The organism is Terasakiella sediminum (genome assembly GCF_033100395.1).
Taxonomy (GTDB): Bacteria; Pseudomonadota; Alphaproteobacteria; order Rhodospirillales; family Terasakiellaceae; genus Terasakiella.
On record NZ_JAWLVJ010000015.1, the window covers coordinates 1 to 18,052 of the forward strand.

Sequence of the window (18,052 nt, forward strand, 5' to 3'; positions counted from 1 at the left end):
ATGAAAACGCCAAACCAAATGCACAGAAAAGCCCGCTGCCAAAAGCAACGGGCTTAACCTAAAACCGTCAACGTATTTTAGGACGGGTCAGCTTTAAAGCTACTAGGGTGCGGGTGGCTTAGAAGCCCATGCCGCCGCCCATGCCGCCCATGCCGCCCATGTCAGGCATAGCAGGTGCAGAACCCGCAGGCTCAGGCTTGTCAGCAACCATAGCTTCAGTTGTGATCAGCAGACCTGCAACAGATGCCGCGTCCTGCAGGGCAGCGCGAACAACTTTAACAGGGTCAACAACACCAGCAGCGACCAGGTCAGTATATTCACCAGTTTGTGCGTTGAAACCAACGGAAGCGTCGCCTTCCAGAAGTTTACCAGCAACAACCGCACCGTCGTGACCAGCGTTTTCAGCGATCTGACGGATCGGGGCTTGCAGGGCACGACGGATGATATCAACACCAACTTTCTGGTCAGCATTGTCACCTTCGATACCTTCAAGAGCGCGTGTTGCGTACAGCAGCGCCGTACCACCACCGGAGATGATACCTTCTTCAACAGCAGCGCGTGTAGCGTGCAGGGCATCGTCAACGCGGTCTTTGCGTTCTTTCACTTCGATCTCAGTTGCACCACCAACCTGGATAACAGCAACACCGCCAGCCAGTTTAGCCAGACGTTCCTGCATTTTCTCACGGTCGTAGTCAGAAGTAGATTCTTCAGCTTGTGCCTTGATCTGGTTGCAACGTGCTTCGATCTCAGCGCTGTCACCAGCACCTTCAACGATTGTTGTTTCTTCTTTGGTGATAACAACAGACTTGGCAGTACCCAGCATGTCGATAGAAACATTTTCAAGCTTAACGCCCAGTTCTTCAGAAACCAGCTGACCGTTTGTCAGGATCGCAATATCCTGCAACATAGCTTTACGACGATCACCGAAACCAGGGGCTTTAACTGCAGCAACTTTCAGGCCGCCGCGCAGTTTGTTGACAACCAGAGTAGCCAGTGCTTCGCCTTCGATGTCTTCAGCAATAATCAGCAGAGGGCGAGAGGCTTGTACAGAAGCTTCCAGCAGGGGCAGCATAGGCTGCAGAGAAGTCAGTTTGCCTTCGTTGATCAGGATGTATGGGTTGTCCAGCTCACAGATCATTTTTTCAGAGTTGGTTACGAAGTAAGGAGATGTGTAACCACGGTCGAACTGCATGCCTTCAACAACGTCGAGTGTTGTGTCCAGACCTTTGGCTTCTTCTACTGTGATCACGCCTTCGTTGCCAACTTTATCCATGGCTTGTGCGATCAGATCACCAACAGTTTTTTCACCGTTTGCAGAGATTGTACCAACCTGGGCAACTTCTTCGTTTGTTGCAACAGGCTTGGAACGGCCTTTAACGTCTTCAACAACAGCAGAAACAGCAAGGTCGATACCACGTTTCAGATCCATTGGGTTCATGCCGGCAGCAACAGCTTTTGTACCTTCACGTACGATAGCTTGCGCCAGAACAGTTGCAGTTGTTGTACCATCACCAGCCAGATCAGCTGTTTTAGACGCAACTTCTTTGATCATTTGTGCGCCCATGTTCTGGAACTTGTCTTCCAGATCGATTTCTTTCGCTACAGAAACACCGTCTTTTGTTACGCGTGGTGCGCCAAAAGATTTGTCCAGAACAACGTTACGACCCTTTGGACCGAGTGTTACTTTTACAGCGTTCGCCAGAAGGTCAACACCTTCGAGCATTTTAGCACGTGCGTCCGTGCCGAATTTGATTTCTTTAGCCATTTTAGCCAGACCCTTATGTTAAGCAGTCAATTTAAAATAATATTGTGACGAGGTTTCGAGAACTTACTTCTCAACAACACCCAGGATGTCTTTTTCTTGCATGATCAGCAGATCCTGGCCATCGACCTTGATCTCAGTACCAGACCATTTGCCGAACAGAACCTGATCGCCAGCTTTAACGTCAAGCGCAACAAATTCACCATTGTCACCGCGCACACCAGAACCAACAGCGACAACTTCGCCTTCAGATGGTTTTTCTTGTGCAGCTTCTGGAAGGATGATCCCGCCAGCAGTTTTCGTTTCTTGCTCCAGACGTTTTACGAGAACGCGGTCGTGCAAAGGACGAAATTTCATAATTTTAACTCCGTGATATTCACCAAAGTGGAAGACCCAAACGAGTCAGTGTTAGCACTCGTTCAGTTCGAGTGCTAACAGAGGTAAGCGGACGACCTATTTGTGTCAAGTTTTGAATCTAATTTCTTGGGAAAAACTTGTTGTGCGCCGCAAAAACACAAGGCAACTATTTCTTCTTTTTCCCACGTCTTTGCAACAGCTTAAGATCACCCTCAAGCTTGCTGCTATCAAAGATGATGAAATTGTTACTGCGGAAATTCTGCACATAAGCAACAGCCGGAGTCGCAGGTGGGTCCTGCTTCCAAAGAGTGATCACCATGCTTTTGGGATGATCTTTCACCCAGTCTTCCACACCAATGCCTGTGCGGTTGCTGCCCAGTTCTGCAATCGGCTTCTCCAGACGCCCCAGATATTGGAAAGTCCCGTGATATTTCCCCACAAAGGCCACGTCATAGCCTTTATCCTGATAGGATTTGATCTGGCGTGACATTTCATTCAGGTCGAAATCATTGGCAAGGTAAGGCGCAATGACCAGATGCAGCGCGACAACAAACAGGGACATCATGGCAACCAAACCAAGAATGGTGTTCTTTAACGCCCCGATGGGTCTGACAATCACGAACAAGGCTGCGAGAACAGGCAGGGCCATCCAGTAAGTCGGCAACGCCAATGCCCAGTCCGGGAGTTTCTTGATCGGCAGATAAGGTAACGCGATCAACAAAGTGCCAAGAACAACAAACAAACCTGCAGGCAGGATGCGCGCAATACGACTGTCAGACACATCTTCCTTTACTATCCAGCGGCTGATCAGGAAAGCACAGGCAGGGAAGATGGGTAGAAGGTAATGCAGCTGCTTGCCGCTGATGAGGGAGAAAGCCACAAAGATTGGCACAAACCACAGGATACAGAACCGCGCTTGAGCTTCCGACCAGAGAGCACGCCCACGCATAAAGGCCGCACGCCACATGGTCGGCCAGATCATCCACGGCAACAACAATGGACCGATGACGGCCAGATACCACCACCAGGGACGCGCATGGGCAAAAGATTTCACTACACGGCCTGCGGTTTGCCCCCAGAAGATGGCGTTGCGATATTCTTCCCCACCATAAATCCCGGCAGGGATGGCCCAGGCCAAACCAATCACAGCCCCGCCCAAAACGGCCAACAGGATGCGCAGATACCAGGTTTTCCAGCCGCCATAATGCTGTTTGATCAGCCCGTCACGGTCCCAGACTGGGGCCAGCAGGGCGATGGGCAACACTTGAAGCAAAATCACCGGACCTTTGGCAAGGACGCCCAGACCAATGGCAAGGGCAAGATACCACCAGCCCTTTGATCCCCCGTCGCGCCAGGAAATCAACAGACCCAGCAAGGCCCACAATGTACAGGCCGCGACCAGCATGTCGAACATGGTGACGGTTGTAAAGACGGTCCAAAACGCCGCCCCCAGCAGGATCAGCGGAGACAAGTCCGCGATCAAAGGTTCATCCGGCCAGAGCTTTTGCGCCATGGAACGGGTAAGAAACAGGCAGCCCAAGCCAAAAAGCGGGGCCACAAGCGGCGGCCACCAGTCATTCACACCAAAGACCGCCCAGCCCAGATTCATGATCCAGAACAACAATGGCGGCTTATGGCTATAGGTTTCCCCATTCAAATGCGGAACGATAAAATCGCCGCGCATCCACATTTCCCAGGCAACGGCGAGATAACGGGTTTCATCCACAGGCAGGGCCGGACGGGTGACAACCGCCACAATCACAAGGATCAGCCAGAAAAGCGTAAATGTAAGGGGGGACCAGTTCTTTTGCATTAATACTTATCTATATTTCAAAATAGGCTGTCATTCCGGCGAAGGCCGGAATCTGTTTCATTTCAAGGCATCAACGAGATCCCGGCCTTCGCCGGGATGACGATGAAAACTTGAGATGACAATATCTTTAAACTCTGTTCTCGCCTTCACGAACGATCGCTTCAGCTTCTTCTTCATCACCAGTAAGCTGGCTTTCAATCTCGCGCCCCAGCGTCTTGCCGTGGCGATAGCGACGATAGAGATACACACCTAACAGACCGGAGACAATGAATAAGATCACACTGAGGGCAATATTCCATTCGGGATTAAGTTCCACCCCGCTTCCGGCCAGCGCAAAGACCAGCGTCTGCGGGATATAGCCGATCATGGAGCCAAAGATAAAGGCAAAAGGCGAGACACCAGAAACACCAGCAGCCGCACTGGTTGCCATATTATTGCCCACAGGCAGAAGCCGGATCAGTAAAGTCATGGCAAAGGGGCTATCGCTGAGAAAGTCATCAATGCGTTTGATCTTGCGCGGGAATTTTCGTTGCACCCAGGCACGACCAAAAAAGCGCGCATAGAAAAAAGTCAGCGAACAGCCCAAGGCGGTTGCCAGCACCGCAATCGTCGTACCCTTAACCACACCGAATGCATACCCCCCCAGAAATGAGAGAACCTGACGCGGGAAGCCCACAGCCGTCAGCAAGCCGCCGATCGAGATAAAGATCACCCAGCCTTTCAGGCCCTGACCGCGCACATAGGTGTCGATAAAACTTTCATCAATGCCATGGGTCAGCAGATAGGCCGCGCCTGCCAGCACGCCCAGAAACATCAGCCCTTTAATGAAGAGCTTATAATTCATGAAGGATCCTTAGGCGCAACGATGACAGGCACCTTGCCGCGGGCCTGAAGCCATTTCAGCCCCATAATATCGACGATACCGACCCAAAGCCGGTTCCACATGCCGTATTTGGAAACACCGCGTTCACGTGCGCGGTGGTTTACTTTGACCGACTGCACGCGTCCGCCGCGACGTATCATCAGCGCAGGCAGGAAACGGTGCATGTGATTAAAGTACGGTAGATCAAGAAAGGCTTCGCGTGTAAAGACTTTCAGCCCGCAGCCCGTATCAGGCGTATCATCGCCCAGCAGTTTAGCGCGGATTTTATTGGCGTTGCGCGACTGCCATAGCTTAAACGCACTATCATGACGTTTTGCACGCCAGCCCGCCATTAGCAGGAAATCCTGATCTTCCGCCTGAACCAACACGTCATAAAGGGCTGGAATATCCGCCGGATCATTCTGACCATCACCGTCCAATGTCGCAATCACACGGCCAGAGGCATGTTTTACGCCCGTGCGCACAGCCGTGCTTTGACCGCAGGAATTTTTGTGGGTCACAATCAGCAAGCGGTCGGTTTTGGCCTGCATATCCAACAAACGTTGCGGCGTGTCATCATCACTGCCGTCATCCACATAAACGATCTGATACTCCAGCTTGCCTTCAAGGGCCGCCATAATCTCTTCAATCAATGGCTGGATGTTTTCCGCTTCATTTTTGACCGGAACAACAACAGAAAGTTCGATAGGCGTTGTCATGGGAATTTCAGACCTGCGTGCATTGCAAAATAACGCCGCGCATTATGGCCTTTTCAAAGGTTTTGTCCACCTAAATCATTAGGCGGCAAGCGCGGCTTTGCTTTGCTGAATAACAAAATCTTCAAAGTCTGTGGCATTCATCGGTTTGCCAAACAAAAATCCCTGAATTTCATCTACGCCATGGGCTGACAGGAAGTTATGCTGGAAGCTGTCTTCCACCCCTTCTGCCGTGATTTCCATCCCCATGCTGTGACCCATGGTAATGACGGCGCGCGCAATCACCCCATCGCTGCTTTCATCAACGATTTCATCCACAAAAGCCTTGTCGATCTTGATACGTTTTACCGGGAAGCGTTTGATGTAATTGAGACTGGAATATCCGGTGCCAAAATCATCGATAGACAGCGACACCCCCAGGGAACGCAAATCTTCCAGCACAGAAATGGTATGTTCCACATCTTCCATCACAGCACTTTCGGTAATTTCCAGTTCCAGCAAGTGAGGCTGCAGGCCACTTTCCAGCAGGACCTGACGTACCTGTGTCACCATGCAAATCTCTTTTAACTGCACCGCTGATACATTCACAGCAACTTTCAGCTCGCCCAGACCTTCGGCCTGCCAGCGACGTGCCTGTCGGGTGGCTTCACGCAGAACCCAGTCACCAATACTGACGATCAGGGAACTGCGTTCCGCAATCGGGATAAAGAGGCCGGGGGACATAAAGCCTCGTTCAGGGTGGTTCCAGCGGATCAGCGCTTCCATACCGGACACCTGACCTGTGTGCACATCCAGCTTGGGCTGGTAATAGACTTCCAGTTCATTGTTGGCGATGGCTTTTTTCAAATCACGCTCAATGGCTTGGCGTTCCATGGCTTCGCGGTTCATTTCTTCCACATAGAACTGATAGCTGGACCCGCTTTCTTCTTTGGCGCGACGGCGAGCCAAAGTTACGTGATGCAGCACATCTTCAGCCGTATCATCTTCACGGGTCAGAAGCGTGATGCCAATAGAACAGGTAACTTCGATCATTTCATCGTCACATTCAATGGGCTGGCTGATGCGATCCACAATACGTTGCGCAAGAATGGACGCCCCATCAGTGCCTTCCACATCCAATTGCACCAGCGCGAACTCATCGGCACTGAGACGTGCCAAGGTATCAGAATCACGTACCAATTCATTCAATCGGTCCGCCACAGTCTGCAAGACCGTATCACCCGCATGCTGTCCATAATTCTGGTTAATAGCGTTAAAACCATCGAGATCAATCAGATGCACAGCGGCACTTAAATCCGTGCGTTTCATTTGACGCAGCATCACGTTACAGCGATCCATAAAGAGATCACGATTGGCAAGGCCGGTCAGTGTATCGGTATAGGCAATTTTTTTAAGATGCTCGGCTGACATGGCGCCATTGCTTGCATCCAGCGCTTTTTCCGCACGTTCGCGTTCCGCAGCTTCGCGGCGCAGGTCCTGCACAACAGCTTTTAGTTCTTTGGTGCGCGCAGAGACTTCGCTTTCCAGTTTTTCATTGTTACTGAGCAGATTGTCCTGCTGCACACGGATTTCTGCAAAGGCCGAAGATAGCCGTTGCAGCAAACCATTATACGAAATCGCCACATCGCCCAACTCGTCATCGCGCATTTTGGACATCAAATGGTCTTCAGGGTGCGCCAGATCGGTTGTGGCCTCATTCATTTTCCCACGTAATGTGCGGATGGGTGAGAGCATAAATCGTTCCAGAATCACCATGGTGACGGCGGTAACAAAGAAAGAAATTACAAGGACAAGCCCGACAATCCGCCAGATAAAATCGTTAATCTGATTGGGGATTTCGGTTTTATCCAGCATGGCTTTGACGGTGAGCGGATAACCCAGTTCTTCTTCGCCCCACTCAACCTCAAAGCTTTCTTGCACCGGGGCGAGGATGGAATAATTCATCAGGCTGGCGATCTCCTGACCCGTTTTATCCTGCACTTCCGCCGACAGTAAAACCGATCCGTTGCCGATCATCGGGGCCATCTTGTTCAGGGTTTCCGGACTTTCACTGCTGATCTGCAACCAAGAACGCACAACAGATAAACCTTCGCGTTCCACCTCAAGCAAGCGATCACGTTCAAAGTTATTGACCGAGAAGATCAGAATTGCCCCTTCAACGATCAGGATTGCCAAAAAGACCGCACCTGTTACCTGGCGACACAGTCTGCACCTGGAGAGTGCTCCGATGATATGTTGGGGGGAAAAAACCTTAAACAGCGCCATGATCGATTACTTTTTATAAACTGAACCAATTTCTCTTAGACGATACAGAGGTAGCTCATAAAAAGCATGTCACAACCCTTCACAGGTTTGTGATACTTTATGTCCCAAAATCACCTTTACGTAGATATGATTTGTTGAAATACTAAATCCTATGTGGAAGGTAGAGACAGAAAAACACCGGGGAAACGGGTCGCCTTTCCTGACTGTCATGGCGCTTGCGCTTGTGGCATTGCTGGGAATGAACACGTTTGCACTCGCCCAACCTCTGAATATCGGGGTGATGCTTTGGCGTGGGCCCACAGCTGCGGACCAGATGTTTATAAAGACCCTGAAAGAGACCTATCCCGACCTGAAAGTGGCGCAAGCCAATGCCGCACAAAACATCCGCAAAACGGTCGAAACCATTCAAGTCACCTGGAAAAATAAACTGGCCGAGATGGATTATCTTTTTGCCTTTGGATCGCGTAACGCCATTCAGGTCAGAAAAACTCTGGCCCAGACCGATTTCAAAGGCGTTTTGGTCGCGCTCAGCAACAGCAGCACACTTCTGGATGCCTTTACGGCACGTCCCACCAGCAAAGAACGCTTGCTTCTGGGTCAAACCAGCATCCCGGACCACGCCTTTTTTGATGCTTTTGCCAAATTGCTATCGCTCAAACAGGTAGCTGTCCCCTTTAATATCCGCGAACCTCAGAACGCACCCTTGCTTGATGGTCTCAGCAAAACCGCCAAAGCCTATAATATCGAGATTGTCCCGGTACGCACAAAACCAGACCCTCAAGTCTTGAAGCAGCAGCTTGATTATGCCTTTGGACAGGAAGAGAAAATCGATGTGGTTTATTGCACCTGGGATAGCTTCCTGCTGTCCGAAGCAAACTTCATCGCTGATTATTTGCTGGACAAAAAAATGCTGGGCATTGGATCACAAAGCAAATATGTCAAAGCAGGATTCCCTTTAGGAATCGATAGTGATTATGGTGCTTTAGGCAGAAATCTTGCGAAACAAGTAATCGCCATTGAAAAAGGGGCGGACGTCTCAGCCCAGCCAATTGTCAAAAACATGCAGGGCCGCTTCCTTGCCAATCGCGCGTCGTTGACAAAAATTGCCCCTGATTTGATCGACAGGTTGCCCGAAGATACGCTTTTCCTGGATTAAGTTTCCAGACTGCGTGCAATCCACAGCTTGGTCAGTTTTTCCTGCAGACTGTTTTGCGACAGGCGTGCGCGTAACACATCAAACGACACAGAATCCAAATCCTGATCCTGGTTGAAACAAGAAAAGACCACCTTTTCCTCACCTGTCAGCGGATCAATATGTTTTTGCAGACACTGGGCGCAAATCTCTTTCAGCATACATTGCATGGGGGAGTTGATGGACCCAATCGCCATATGATGATCCGTAAAACAGTCTTTCAAAACGTCATGACGGGCCTGTGCCACCGCGCGCATCATCATGTCTGATCCAATGGCAATGATCCGGTCAACCTCACCAAGACCAATCGTCACCTCCCCCAGGTCTCCATCCTGATAGGCGCGCATGGCCTGCACCACATTGCCAACAAAGGTGAAATCCTGATCCCGGCCCGGAACGAACCCCGGGTTCTGATCACAACACCAGACGATGGCGTCCGCTGCTTTTTCTATATTTTCAATATGATAGCGATCCTGCGTCGTTTTATAGGCGGCAAAATAAAGCACCCGATTGCCCCGTGCGCGCATGGCCTGCCCGATGGAAAAAAGCACCGCATTCCCCAATCCGCCGCCTGCCAGCAGGACAGTTTCCCCATCCGGGATTTCCGTCGGTGCCCCTGTTGGCCCCATCAGAATGACAGGTTCATCCTTTTTAAGATGGGTACAGAGATTGGAGGACCCACCCATTTCCAAAACGATCAGGGAAATCAGCCCGCGACGTTCATCCACATGCGCACCTGTCAATGCAAGCCCTTCCATCGACAACAAGGTCCCATCCGGTCCGCGCAACGCATGATTTTCAAAATTCTGCAAACGATAGAACTGACCGGGCTGAAATTTACGCGCGGCCGCCGGAGCCTTAATGATGATTTCCACGATGGTTGGCGTTAAGCGAATAACTTTCACCACACGGGCACGCAGATTTTCGTTCAAATCCTTGATCAGACGCAGCCCATCACATCGATTCTTTGGCAACTTCGCCATCATGCGGCTGACCACCGGATAACCGCGCTTGGCACTTGCCATCGCACTTACCACATTTCCGGCAAAGCTTGGGTGCAGATCACCAAAATAACTGATCGCGCGGCCATCATCTGCAATATGGGCAAGCATATAGGCTTCTTTCGGTTTCGGCGTCCATTCCGGCTGAACCACCCGCCCCTCTTCATCCAATGCCTGATAATATTTACCATCCAGTTCCAGACCGATCTCGGGACATTCCCGTGCCAGAACTGTATTGGGTTTGGTGCCTGCCGCTACAATAATGGTCTTGGCCGCCATGGTGATTTCGTCCCCTGTAGGCTGTCGCGCCAGCCTTAAGCCTGCGGCATGACCATAGTCATCCACCTCCACCGCAACCGGAGACAGAAGTTCATTGATGACAATCCCTTCTTTCAGGGCATAGGTGACTTCATCTGCGTTCAAACGATAGCTCGGTGCCTCCTGAAGGCGGCGACGATACGCAATCTGCGCCCCGCCCCAGCTTTGCAGCAAGCCGAGGACATTCGGTTTATCCTTCTTTTTCTCTGCGCGGATGGCGTGGGCGTGACTGATAAATTCTTCGGCGATTTCGCTTTCCTGCGCTGTCCAACTGGCCTTTACTGTCTCTTCGCCCAGGCTTTCACATAAGGTTTCATAGCGTTTCAGGAACTTTTCCACCTGAACAGGATAATAAGCCAGACTTTCCGTACAGGCATCAATGGCCGTCAGCCCACCGCCAACTACAACAACAGGCAGGCGCAGATGCAGGTTGGCAATGGTATCTTCACGCGCGGCCCCACCCAACTGCAGTCCCATCAGGAAGTCAGAAGCCTGACGCACACCGGGGGCAAGATTGTTGGGGATATCCAGCACAGTCGGGGCCCCCGCACCTGCACATAACGCAATATGGTCAAACCCCATTTGATAAGCATCTTCCACCGTCATGGTCCCGCCAAAACGCACCCCGCCAAACATGGTAAAGCGTGGCCTGCGTTCCAGCAAAAGCCGGATGATTTTCAGGAAGTTCTTATCCCAGCGCACGGTGATGCCATATTCTGCCACCCCGCCGAAACCTGCCATAGTGCGGCTGTTCAAATCTTCATAAAGCGCTTTGATATCATGGATGGGTTGAAAGGAATGCCGCGCGCCTGCTTCATCCACACCGGAGATTTCAATGGGCAAAGGTTCAATTTTCAAGCCATCAATCGCCACTACCTGATGCCCATCATTCATCAGATGATGGGCCAGTGTGTATCCAGCCGGACCCAAGCCAACAACCAGCACCTTACGCCCGCTATGTTCTTTGACGAAGGGACGATCAATGTTCAACGGGTTCCAGCGGGTCAGAAGGCTATAAACCTCAAATCCCCAGGGCAGCGCCAGCACATCTTTTAAAATCCGGGTCTCGGCTTGGGGGATTTCTACCGTATCCTGCTTTTGATAGATACAGGCGGTCATACAGTCATTACAGATACGATGACCCGTGCCCGCCATCATCGGATTATCCACACAGGCCAGCGCCACCGCCGCGATAAAGTTCCCACCCAGCTTGGCCACATGCATTTCCGAGATCATCTCATCCAGCGGGCAGCCTTCCAAAGCCACACCCAGCGGGTTTTTATCAATCTCTTCCGTCTTTTTGACATAGAGCCCTTGGGAGCAAGAATCGCGGTTACGTTCATGACAATGGACACAATAGGACGCCTCGGCCATGGCCTCGGTACGGTCACACCCGCTATCGGTCAGGGAAAATCCGGCGCGCGCATCCAGATGAACCGGATCGTTATAATAACCATCCGCCCCTGCATGATCGGTTTCCACCAGCAGGTCATAATCCGTCTTGCCCGCCGCCCAGAAAAGCTTGCTATTGGGGAAGGCTTTGGTGTGATAGGCCCAGGCGGCATATTTTGTCGCGGCTTCCAGCATATCGGCGTTGGCCACTTCATCTGTTAGCCAGCCCATGGCTTTCTGGGCAAAGACGATGTCGTCAAAAGGCCCGCCCAGTTGTTTTTCAAGGGCCGCCCCGTCAAAGGTTACCGCTTCGTCGGCTTTATAGGCCTTGATCGCCTTTCGCTGGATGAATTTGCGGCGACATTCAATATAGGCATCAAAGGCGAGATGATCGGCCTTTTCCTGCTGATGCACGTCCGTGATCTGAAAAAGGTCCGCGATAAATTCATCCACAATGGGAGACAGCGACAATAAAAGACCGGATCGTTCCTGACGGGAAATCACATCAGGGGCGGCACGGGCCGCCATCAAACGTTCATAAAGGGTGGGTCTGCGTTGTTCCAGCAGCTTAAAAAAAACCACATCGATTTTCTGAAGACCATCACGAGAATAAAGATCTTCGAAGGCCAGTCCGTGTGAAAGGCATAATTCAACCATGTCACGTCCCCATGTGTCATGAACAGCCGTTTTTTTCTTTTCAGTCTGACGAAATCCTCTATACCTGTAAAGAGAAACAGGAGAACCTCATGACAGATACATACGCAGGCGATATCACCCCACAAGAAGCATGGGACAAGTTAACGAACGACAAAGAGGCCGTTCTGATTGACGTGCGTACCGAAGCCGAATGGGCCTGGGTTGGGCAAGCTGACCTTTCAAGCCTGGGTAAACAACATTTCAATGTGGAATGGATCCGTTTCCCCGGTGGTGTGCCAAACGAAGGTTTTGTTTCTGACGTAGAAGCCGTTCTGCCGCAAAAAGACATCCCTGTCCTATTGCTGTGCCGATCAGGCGTTCGTTCCAAACATGCCGCCATCGCCCTGACAGCCTGCGGCTATCAGACCTGTTTTAACGTGGCTGGCGGATTTGAAGGCGACAAGAATGATGACGAACATCGTGGCACCATCAATGGCTGGAAAGTAGCAGGTCTACCCTGGAAACAAGGCTAATGCTTAAAGGCTGAAATGTTCTTTCAAATCCGTTGAGGACTGACGCCCGATCTCATCACGATGGGTGATCAGGAAAGTTTCAGCCCCCAATCGCCCTTGTTCAAACAATTCACTAAGCATTTCCCAATTCGGTGTCATCTCGCTACCCGGGTTCATTTTTGATGTGATGGGGGAACCATCGATCAGATGGAAACGGTGACGCCCTAACCTGCGTGCCTTTTCCCCAAAGGCAATGCCGGATTTGGACACATCGCGCCCTTCTTCAATCAATTCAATCTCCCGACGAAGCGACTGTGAGAACGTCAAGTGGTTCAAATGCGTGCGCATCCCGCCGATGTGGGACGGCAGCTGATAATCCACCGGACTGATTTGCACCAAAAGCGTATCATCCGTATTGGAATTCAAAATCACGGGGCGTAGTGCGGGGTTCGCTGAAAACCCACCGTCCCAATAAGGCTCCCCATCAATCACGATAGATTTGGAAACAAATGGCAGGCAGGTTGAAGCCAGCACCGTTTCAACCGATATTTCTTCGGTTGTGAAAATCTTGGCGTTCCCGTTGGAGACTTGCGTTGCTGCAATATAAAGACCAATGTCGCTTTCCTTGCGCAAGGCCTGAAAATCAATGTGATCTATCAGAATTTTACGAAGCGGGTCATAATCCAGCGGATTGTGATCAAACGGCATCATCATGCCATTGACCGCCCATTTCATCATATCGGCCGGATTGGTCGGTACCGACATGAAATCCCCCGCTTTCGATATCGCTTTCCAGACATCTTCCAGCTTGGCCCGTGCGCCTGCTGCCCCGTCCAGACGATACCCATCAGCCAAGGCAACCGCATTGACCGCACCTGCGCTTGTACCGCTGATGGTATCAAAGGAAATGGCATCATCTTCCAACAGACGGTCCAGCACGCCCCAGGTATAAGCCCCATGGGCCCCGCCGCCTTGCAGTGCGAGGTTTAATTGCTTGTAGCGGTTGTCGCCCAAGCCCAAGGCATTGAGTGTTTCTTCTAACATAAGAACTACACTATACCACTTTCGCCCCAAAGTTTGTGAAGTTTTTTGTGCAGTGCAGCAAAAAGCCCGGCAGGATCACATCCCACCGGGCTTTAAGAAAGCTATAATATATTGATTATACGAGCTTATCCAGCTCTGCAATCAGGGCATCGCCCATGGCTGTACAACCGATCTGTTTCATGCCGTCCTGCATGATATCGCCTGTACGAACGCCAGCAGCCAGGACGTTTTGTACGCCCTGATCCAGCAGATCAGCTTCTGCAGCCATGTCAAAACTGTAACGCAGACACATGGAGAAGGACAGAATGGTTGCCAGTGGGTTGGCCAGGTCTTTACCTGCAATATCAGGGGCAGAACCATGTACCGGTTCGTACATCGCGCGTACCTTGCCATTTTCATCCTTACCGGACAAAGACGCAGACGGCAGCATACCTAAAGAACCTGTCAGCATGGCCGCACAATCTGACAGCAGGTCACCAAACAGGTTGTCTGTCAGAATCACGTCAAACTGTTTTGGGTTACGCACCAACTGCATGGCGCAGTTATCAGCGTACATATGTTCCAGTTCCACATCTGCATAGTTTGCCGCATGGTGGTTTGTGACGATTTCACGCCAGAACTTGCCGGATTCCATCACGTTGGCTTTTTCAACGGAATGAACCTTGTTGTTACGCTTTTTCGCCAGATCGAACGCAACATCAGCTGCACGGATAATTTCAGCATCAGTATAAACCTGTGTGTCAAAGCCTTTGCGACCACCACCTGGCAGATCTTCGGTGCCGCGCGGTTCACCAAAGTACACACCGGATGTCAGCTCACGCATGATCATGATGTCCAGACCGCGTACAACTTCGTCTTTCAGAGTAGATGCATCAACCAGCGCATCAAACACCATGGCTGGGCGCAGGTTGGCAAACAAATCCATTTCCTTGCGCAGACGCAAAAGGCCAGCTTCAGGACGCGCGTGACGTTCAACATCATCCCACTGTGGACCACCAACAGCACCCAGCATCACCGCATCAGCATCCAGTGCGTCCTGTACCGTTTCGTCAGTCACAGCAGATTTGTGGGCTTCGTAACAAGCACCACCCACCAGGCCTTCGTTGATATTGAAGTTTACGCTGCGGTTTTTCGCCAACCATTCCATGATTTTGCGAACCTGACCCATAACTTCCGGACCAATGCCGTCACCCGGCAAGAACAATAGATTTTTAGCGTCGGACATTCTTTATTTCCTTAAAAAGCGTCATCCCCGCGAAAGCGGGGACCCAGATTAGATTCCCGCTTTCGCGGGAATGACAATAATTTAATTAACGTGCCATCCAGGGCATGGATTGTGTGTACTGATCTTCAAAAGCTTCGATTTTCTCTTTCTTTTGAAGGGTCAGGCCTACATCATCCAGGCCTTCCAGCAGACAGTGCTTGCGGAACGGGTCAACGTCAAATTTGATGACGCCGCCATCCGGGCCTTTGATTTCCTGGTTTTCCAAATCAATGGTGATGGTTGCATTTGCACCACGCGACGCATCATCCATCAACTTGTCCACATCTTCTTTTGGAAGACGGATCGGCAGGATGCCGTTCTTGAAACAGTTGTTGTGGAAGATATCAGCAAAGCTGGTTGAGATAATGCAACGGATGCCGAAGTCAGCGATGGCCCATGGGGCATGCTCACGGCTTGATCCGCAACCGAAGTTGTCACCAGCGATGATGATCTGAGAATTGCGGTACCCATCCTGGTTCAGGATAAAGTCCGGCTTTTCAGAACCGTCCTGATTAAAACGCATTTCGTCAAACAGGTTTGCACCCAGACCGGAACGTTTAATGGTCTTGAGGAACAATTTCGGGATGATCATATCTGTGTCGATGTTGATCAGAGGCATAGGTGCAGCAACACCTGTCAGTGTGGTGAACTTTTCCATGCTCTTAGTTCCCCTTCTTCAAGAATTCGCGAACGTCTGTCAGTTTACCTGTGATCGCCGCTGCGGCAGCCATTGCTGGGCTGACCAGGTGTGTACGGCTGTCACGGCCCTGACGACCTTCGAAGTTACGGTTGGATGTGGAGGCGCAACGCTCCCCGGGTGCCAGGCGGTCATCATTCATCGCCAGACACATGGAACAGCCTGCTTCACGCCAGTCAAAACCAGCATCTGTGAAAATCTGATCCAGACCCTCTTCTTCAGCGATTTCTTTTACCAGACCGGAACCAGGAACAACCATCGCATTCATGCCTTCTGCAACTTTATTGCCTTTGGCAACAGCCGCTGCAGCGCGCAAGTCTTCGATACGGCCGTTTGTGCAGGATCCGATAAAGACGCGTGTCACCGGAATTTCATTCAACGGTGTGCCTGCTTCCAGACCCATGTAGTTCAAAGCTCGTTCGATCGCGCCTGCTTTACCTTCGTCACGCGCATCAGCAGGGGAAGGCACCTTGCCCGTGATTGGCAGCGCATCTTCCGGGCTTGTGCCCCAGGTGACGAACGGAACGAGTTCTTCCGCCTTGATGATGACTGTTTCATCATAAACAGCGCCTTCATCAGACGTCAGCGTACGCCAGTAGCTTTCAGCCGCTTCAAAGGCTGCGCCTTTCGGTGCCATTGGACGGCCACGAACATAATCGATTGTCTTGTCATCAACCGCGATCAAACCAGCACGTGCACCGCCTTCAATCGCCATGTTACACACAGTCATACGACCTTCCATGGACAGATCCATAATCGCCTGACCTGTAAATTCGATCACGCATCCTGTGCCGCCCGCTGTGCCGATTTTACCAATGATGGCCAAAACCAAGTCTTTTGCAGTAACGCCTTCTGGCAGGGAACCTTCAACACGGACTTCCATGTTTTTGGATTTTTTCTGCAGCAGCGTTTGTGTCGCAAGAACGTGTTCTACTTCTGACGTGCCGATCCCGAAGGCGAGAGAGCCAAACGCACCGTGTGTCGCTGTGTGGCTATCCCCACAAACGATTGTCGCACCGGGCAGCGTGAAGCCCTGTTCCGGACCCACAATATGCACAACACCCTGACGCAGGTCATCCATCGCAAAATAAGGAACGCCAAATTCAGCAACGTTGTTTTCCAGTGCTTCGACCTGAACGCGTGATTCTTCGTTGGTAATCACAATACCGTTGGAACGGTCAGACGTTGGTACGTTGTGGTCAGCGACAGCGAGGGTGAGTTCCGGGTGACGCACCTTGCGACCCGACATACGTAGCCCTTCAAAGGCCTGCGGGGAGGTGACTTCGTGAACCATGTGGCGATCGATGAAGATCAGGCTTGTGCCGTCTTCTTGGGTTTCGATCAAATGGTTGTCCCAGATCTTGTCAAAAAGTGTGCGGGGGTTGCCCATTTTCGTTCTTCTCCGAATGAGTCAGATATAATTGCTTACATGTAAGAAATGCGCCCCTTCTATAGAAGTTTTGGAGCGAAAGGTCACGCACTTTTACTCTCAGATAGGGACTAAAGGCGTTTATGTGAAGTTTGTTTTCAAAAATCAACGCTGGATGGATGCAATATACCAAAATTATAGGGCGAATCGGTCGATTTCTTACCTGCGTTACGAGTTATGATTGAGACGGTAAATTAAACAGGACTTTCGGAAAGTTGTACAGTTGTTGAATCCTGTAAGGTTTTGACAAAATTCGTCGTAGTGCCCTGAATTTATTGCTATATTTTAAATTTATAATTGATAGGCAATACATCAAAAGAACCCGTAAGTTGGATGCAGTCTTTTTCTTGCGCAACGCTCTATTCTCGTTTGGAAAATAGCGATTCTATGCTTATGATCTTATCAATCACTTGAGGAGATTCTACTACCGTCGTCCCTGTACCATTCCGGCCATAATTCGTGGAGAGGCAAACCAAGACAGTCGGCAATGAGACGATTCCCAGTAGGTTGAGGCCTGATCAACGCGGCGCGGACAACTGAGTCCGATACGCCATGTTGCCTTGCCAAGGCTGCTAAGGAACCAAACTTCTTACGAACTGCCGCTTTCACGTCTTCCGGATGTGTATTGTGGGCAGGGTTATTTGAGTACGGCATATGGACCCCAATAGTGGTCACCGACCTTTGTGGTCGGTTTTTTTAAGGTTTAGACTATCACGAACGGGACAACCTCCATGCCTGACCATATTGATAAGCAAGCTTTTTCATCCCGCAAGGGACAGTATGCCATATATG

Annotated in this window: 14 protein-coding genes; 2 read left to right on the forward strand and 12 right to left on the reverse strand. The window is 50.9% G+C overall.

Translation table 11 applies throughout. The features are described 5' to 3' along the window. Window positions 1–118 precede the first annotated feature (118 nt). The 6 genes from groL to RYZ26_RS12610 form a co-directional block, all read right to left on the reverse strand. Window positions 119–1,765, reverse strand: a complete 1,647-nt coding sequence (gene groL, locus RYZ26_RS12585; protein ID WP_317683571.1) for a chaperonin GroEL — start codon at window positions 1,763–1,765, stop codon at window positions 119–121. A gap of 63 nt (window positions 1,766–1,828) precedes the next feature. After that, complete coding sequence (gene groES, locus RYZ26_RS12590) at window positions 1,829–2,119, reverse strand: co-chaperone GroES (protein WP_317683572.1); 291 nt, start codon at window positions 2,117–2,119, stop codon at window positions 1,829–1,831. Window positions 2,120–2,285: 166 nt separating this feature from the next. Further along, entirely contained in the window at window positions 2,286–3,932 is a 1,647-nt protein-coding gene (locus RYZ26_RS12595) for an ArnT family glycosyltransferase (RefSeq protein WP_317683573.1), read from the reverse strand. Between the two features lie 127 nt (window positions 3,933–4,059). Continuing rightward, window positions 4,060–4,776, reverse strand: coding sequence for a TVP38/TMEM64 family protein (locus RYZ26_RS12600; RefSeq protein ID WP_317683574.1), 717 nt, complete (start codon window positions 4,774–4,776; stop codon window positions 4,060–4,062). Then, on the reverse strand, window positions 4,773–5,513 hold the full coding sequence (locus tag RYZ26_RS12605; protein WP_317683575.1) for a glycosyltransferase family 2 protein: 741 nt from the start codon (window positions 5,511–5,513) through the stop codon (window positions 4,773–4,775). The genes RYZ26_RS12600 and RYZ26_RS12605 overlap by 4 nt, the downstream gene beginning before the upstream one ends. 78 nt (window positions 5,514–5,591) lie before the next feature. Further along, a complete protein-coding gene (locus tag RYZ26_RS12610) occupies window positions 5,592–7,685 on the reverse strand; it encodes an EAL domain-containing protein (protein WP_317683576.1) in 2,094 nt (697 codons plus the stop codon). Between the two features lie 241 nt (window positions 7,686–7,926). On the opposite strand from RYZ26_RS12610, the gene RYZ26_RS12615 reads away from it, so the two are divergent. Next, window positions 7,927–8,931: a type 1 periplasmic-binding domain-containing protein gene (locus tag RYZ26_RS12615; RefSeq protein ID WP_317683577.1), complete on the forward strand. Its 1,005-nt coding sequence runs from the start codon at window positions 7,927–7,929 to the stop codon at window positions 8,929–8,931. Here the strand turns inward: RYZ26_RS12615 and RYZ26_RS12620 are convergent. Then, window positions 8,928–12,335 carry an FAD-dependent oxidoreductase gene (locus RYZ26_RS12620; protein ID WP_317683578.1) on the reverse strand — a complete coding sequence of 1,136 codons (3,408 nt, stop codon included), beginning with the start codon at window positions 12,333–12,335 and terminating at the stop codon, window positions 8,928–8,930. The two genes, RYZ26_RS12615 and RYZ26_RS12620, sit on opposite strands and share 4 nt — an antisense overlap. Before the next feature lie 89 nt (window positions 12,336–12,424). On the opposite strand from RYZ26_RS12620, the gene RYZ26_RS12625 reads away from it, so the two are divergent. Beyond that, window positions 12,425–12,847: a rhodanese-like domain-containing protein gene (locus tag RYZ26_RS12625; RefSeq protein WP_317683579.1), complete on the forward strand. Its 423-nt coding sequence runs from the start codon at window positions 12,425–12,427 to the stop codon at window positions 12,845–12,847. 3 nt (window positions 12,848–12,850) lie between these two features. On the opposite strand, the gene RYZ26_RS12630 is transcribed toward RYZ26_RS12625, so the two are convergent. The 5 genes from RYZ26_RS12630 to RYZ26_RS19960 form a co-directional block, all read right to left on the reverse strand. Then, a complete protein-coding gene (locus tag RYZ26_RS12630; protein ID WP_317683580.1) occupies window positions 12,851–13,870 on the reverse strand; it encodes a patatin-like phospholipase family protein in 1,020 nt (339 codons plus the stop codon). 115 nt (window positions 13,871–13,985) lie between these two features. After that, window positions 13,986–15,095: a 3-isopropylmalate dehydrogenase gene (gene leuB, locus RYZ26_RS12635; RefSeq protein WP_317683581.1), complete on the reverse strand. Its 1,110-nt coding sequence runs from the start codon at window positions 15,093–15,095 to the stop codon at window positions 13,986–13,988. An 85-nt stretch (window positions 15,096–15,180) separates the two neighbouring features. Further along, window positions 15,181–15,792, reverse strand: coding sequence for a 3-isopropylmalate dehydratase small subunit (leuD, locus tag RYZ26_RS12640; protein WP_317683582.1), 612 nt, complete (start codon window positions 15,790–15,792; stop codon window positions 15,181–15,183). 4 nt (window positions 15,793–15,796) lie between these two features. Next, window positions 15,797–17,221: a 3-isopropylmalate dehydratase large subunit gene (leuC, locus tag RYZ26_RS12645; RefSeq protein WP_317683583.1), complete on the reverse strand. Its 1,425-nt coding sequence runs from the start codon at window positions 17,219–17,221 to the stop codon at window positions 15,797–15,799. A 441-nt stretch (window positions 17,222–17,662) separates the two neighbouring features. Next, a complete protein-coding gene (locus RYZ26_RS19960; RefSeq protein ID WP_411576870.1) occupies window positions 17,663–17,914 on the reverse strand; it encodes a helix-turn-helix domain-containing protein in 252 nt (83 codons plus the stop codon). Between the last annotated feature and the right edge of the window lie 138 nt (window positions 17,915–18,052).

Coding starts and splice junctions, on each gene's coding strand:
- leuD (WP_317683582.1), bottom strand. CDS start 15,792: ATGGAAAAGTTCACCACACTGACAGGTGTTGCTGCACCTATGCCTCTG.
- RYZ26_RS12615 (WP_317683577.1), top strand. CDS start 7,927: ATGTGGAAGGTAGAGACAGAAAAACACCGGGGAAACGGGTCGCCTTTC.
- RYZ26_RS12620 (WP_317683578.1), bottom strand. CDS start 12,335: ATGGTTGAATTATGCCTTTCACACGGACTGGCCTTCGAAGATCTTTAT.
- groL (WP_317683571.1), bottom strand. CDS start 1,765: ATGGCTAAAGAAATCAAATTCGGCACGGACGCACGTGCTAAAATGCTC.
- RYZ26_RS12630 (WP_317683580.1), bottom strand. CDS start 13,870: ATGTTAGAAGAAACACTCAATGCCTTGGGCTTGGGCGACAACCGCTAC.
- leuC (WP_317683583.1), bottom strand. CDS start 17,221: ATGGGCAACCCCCGCACACTTTTTGACAAGATCTGGGACAACCATTTG.
- RYZ26_RS12595 (WP_317683573.1), bottom strand. CDS start 3,932: ATGCAAAAGAACTGGTCCCCCCTTACATTTACGCTTTTCTGGCTGATC.
- RYZ26_RS19960 (WP_411576870.1), bottom strand. CDS start 17,914: ATGCCGTACTCAAATAACCCTGCCCACAATACACATCCGGAAGACGTG.
- RYZ26_RS12605 (WP_317683575.1), bottom strand. CDS start 5,513: ATGACAACGCCTATCGAACTTTCTGTTGTTGTTCCGGTCAAAAATGAA.
- RYZ26_RS12600 (WP_317683574.1), bottom strand. CDS start 4,776: ATGAATTATAAGCTCTTCATTAAAGGGCTGATGTTTCTGGGCGTGCTG.
- RYZ26_RS12625 (WP_317683579.1), top strand. CDS start 12,425: ATGACAGATACATACGCAGGCGATATCACCCCACAAGAAGCATGGGAC.
- groES (WP_317683572.1), bottom strand. CDS start 2,119: ATGAAATTTCGTCCTTTGCACGACCGCGTTCTCGTAAAACGTCTGGAG.
- leuB (WP_317683581.1), bottom strand. CDS start 15,095: ATGTCCGACGCTAAAAATCTATTGTTCTTGCCGGGTGACGGCATTGGT.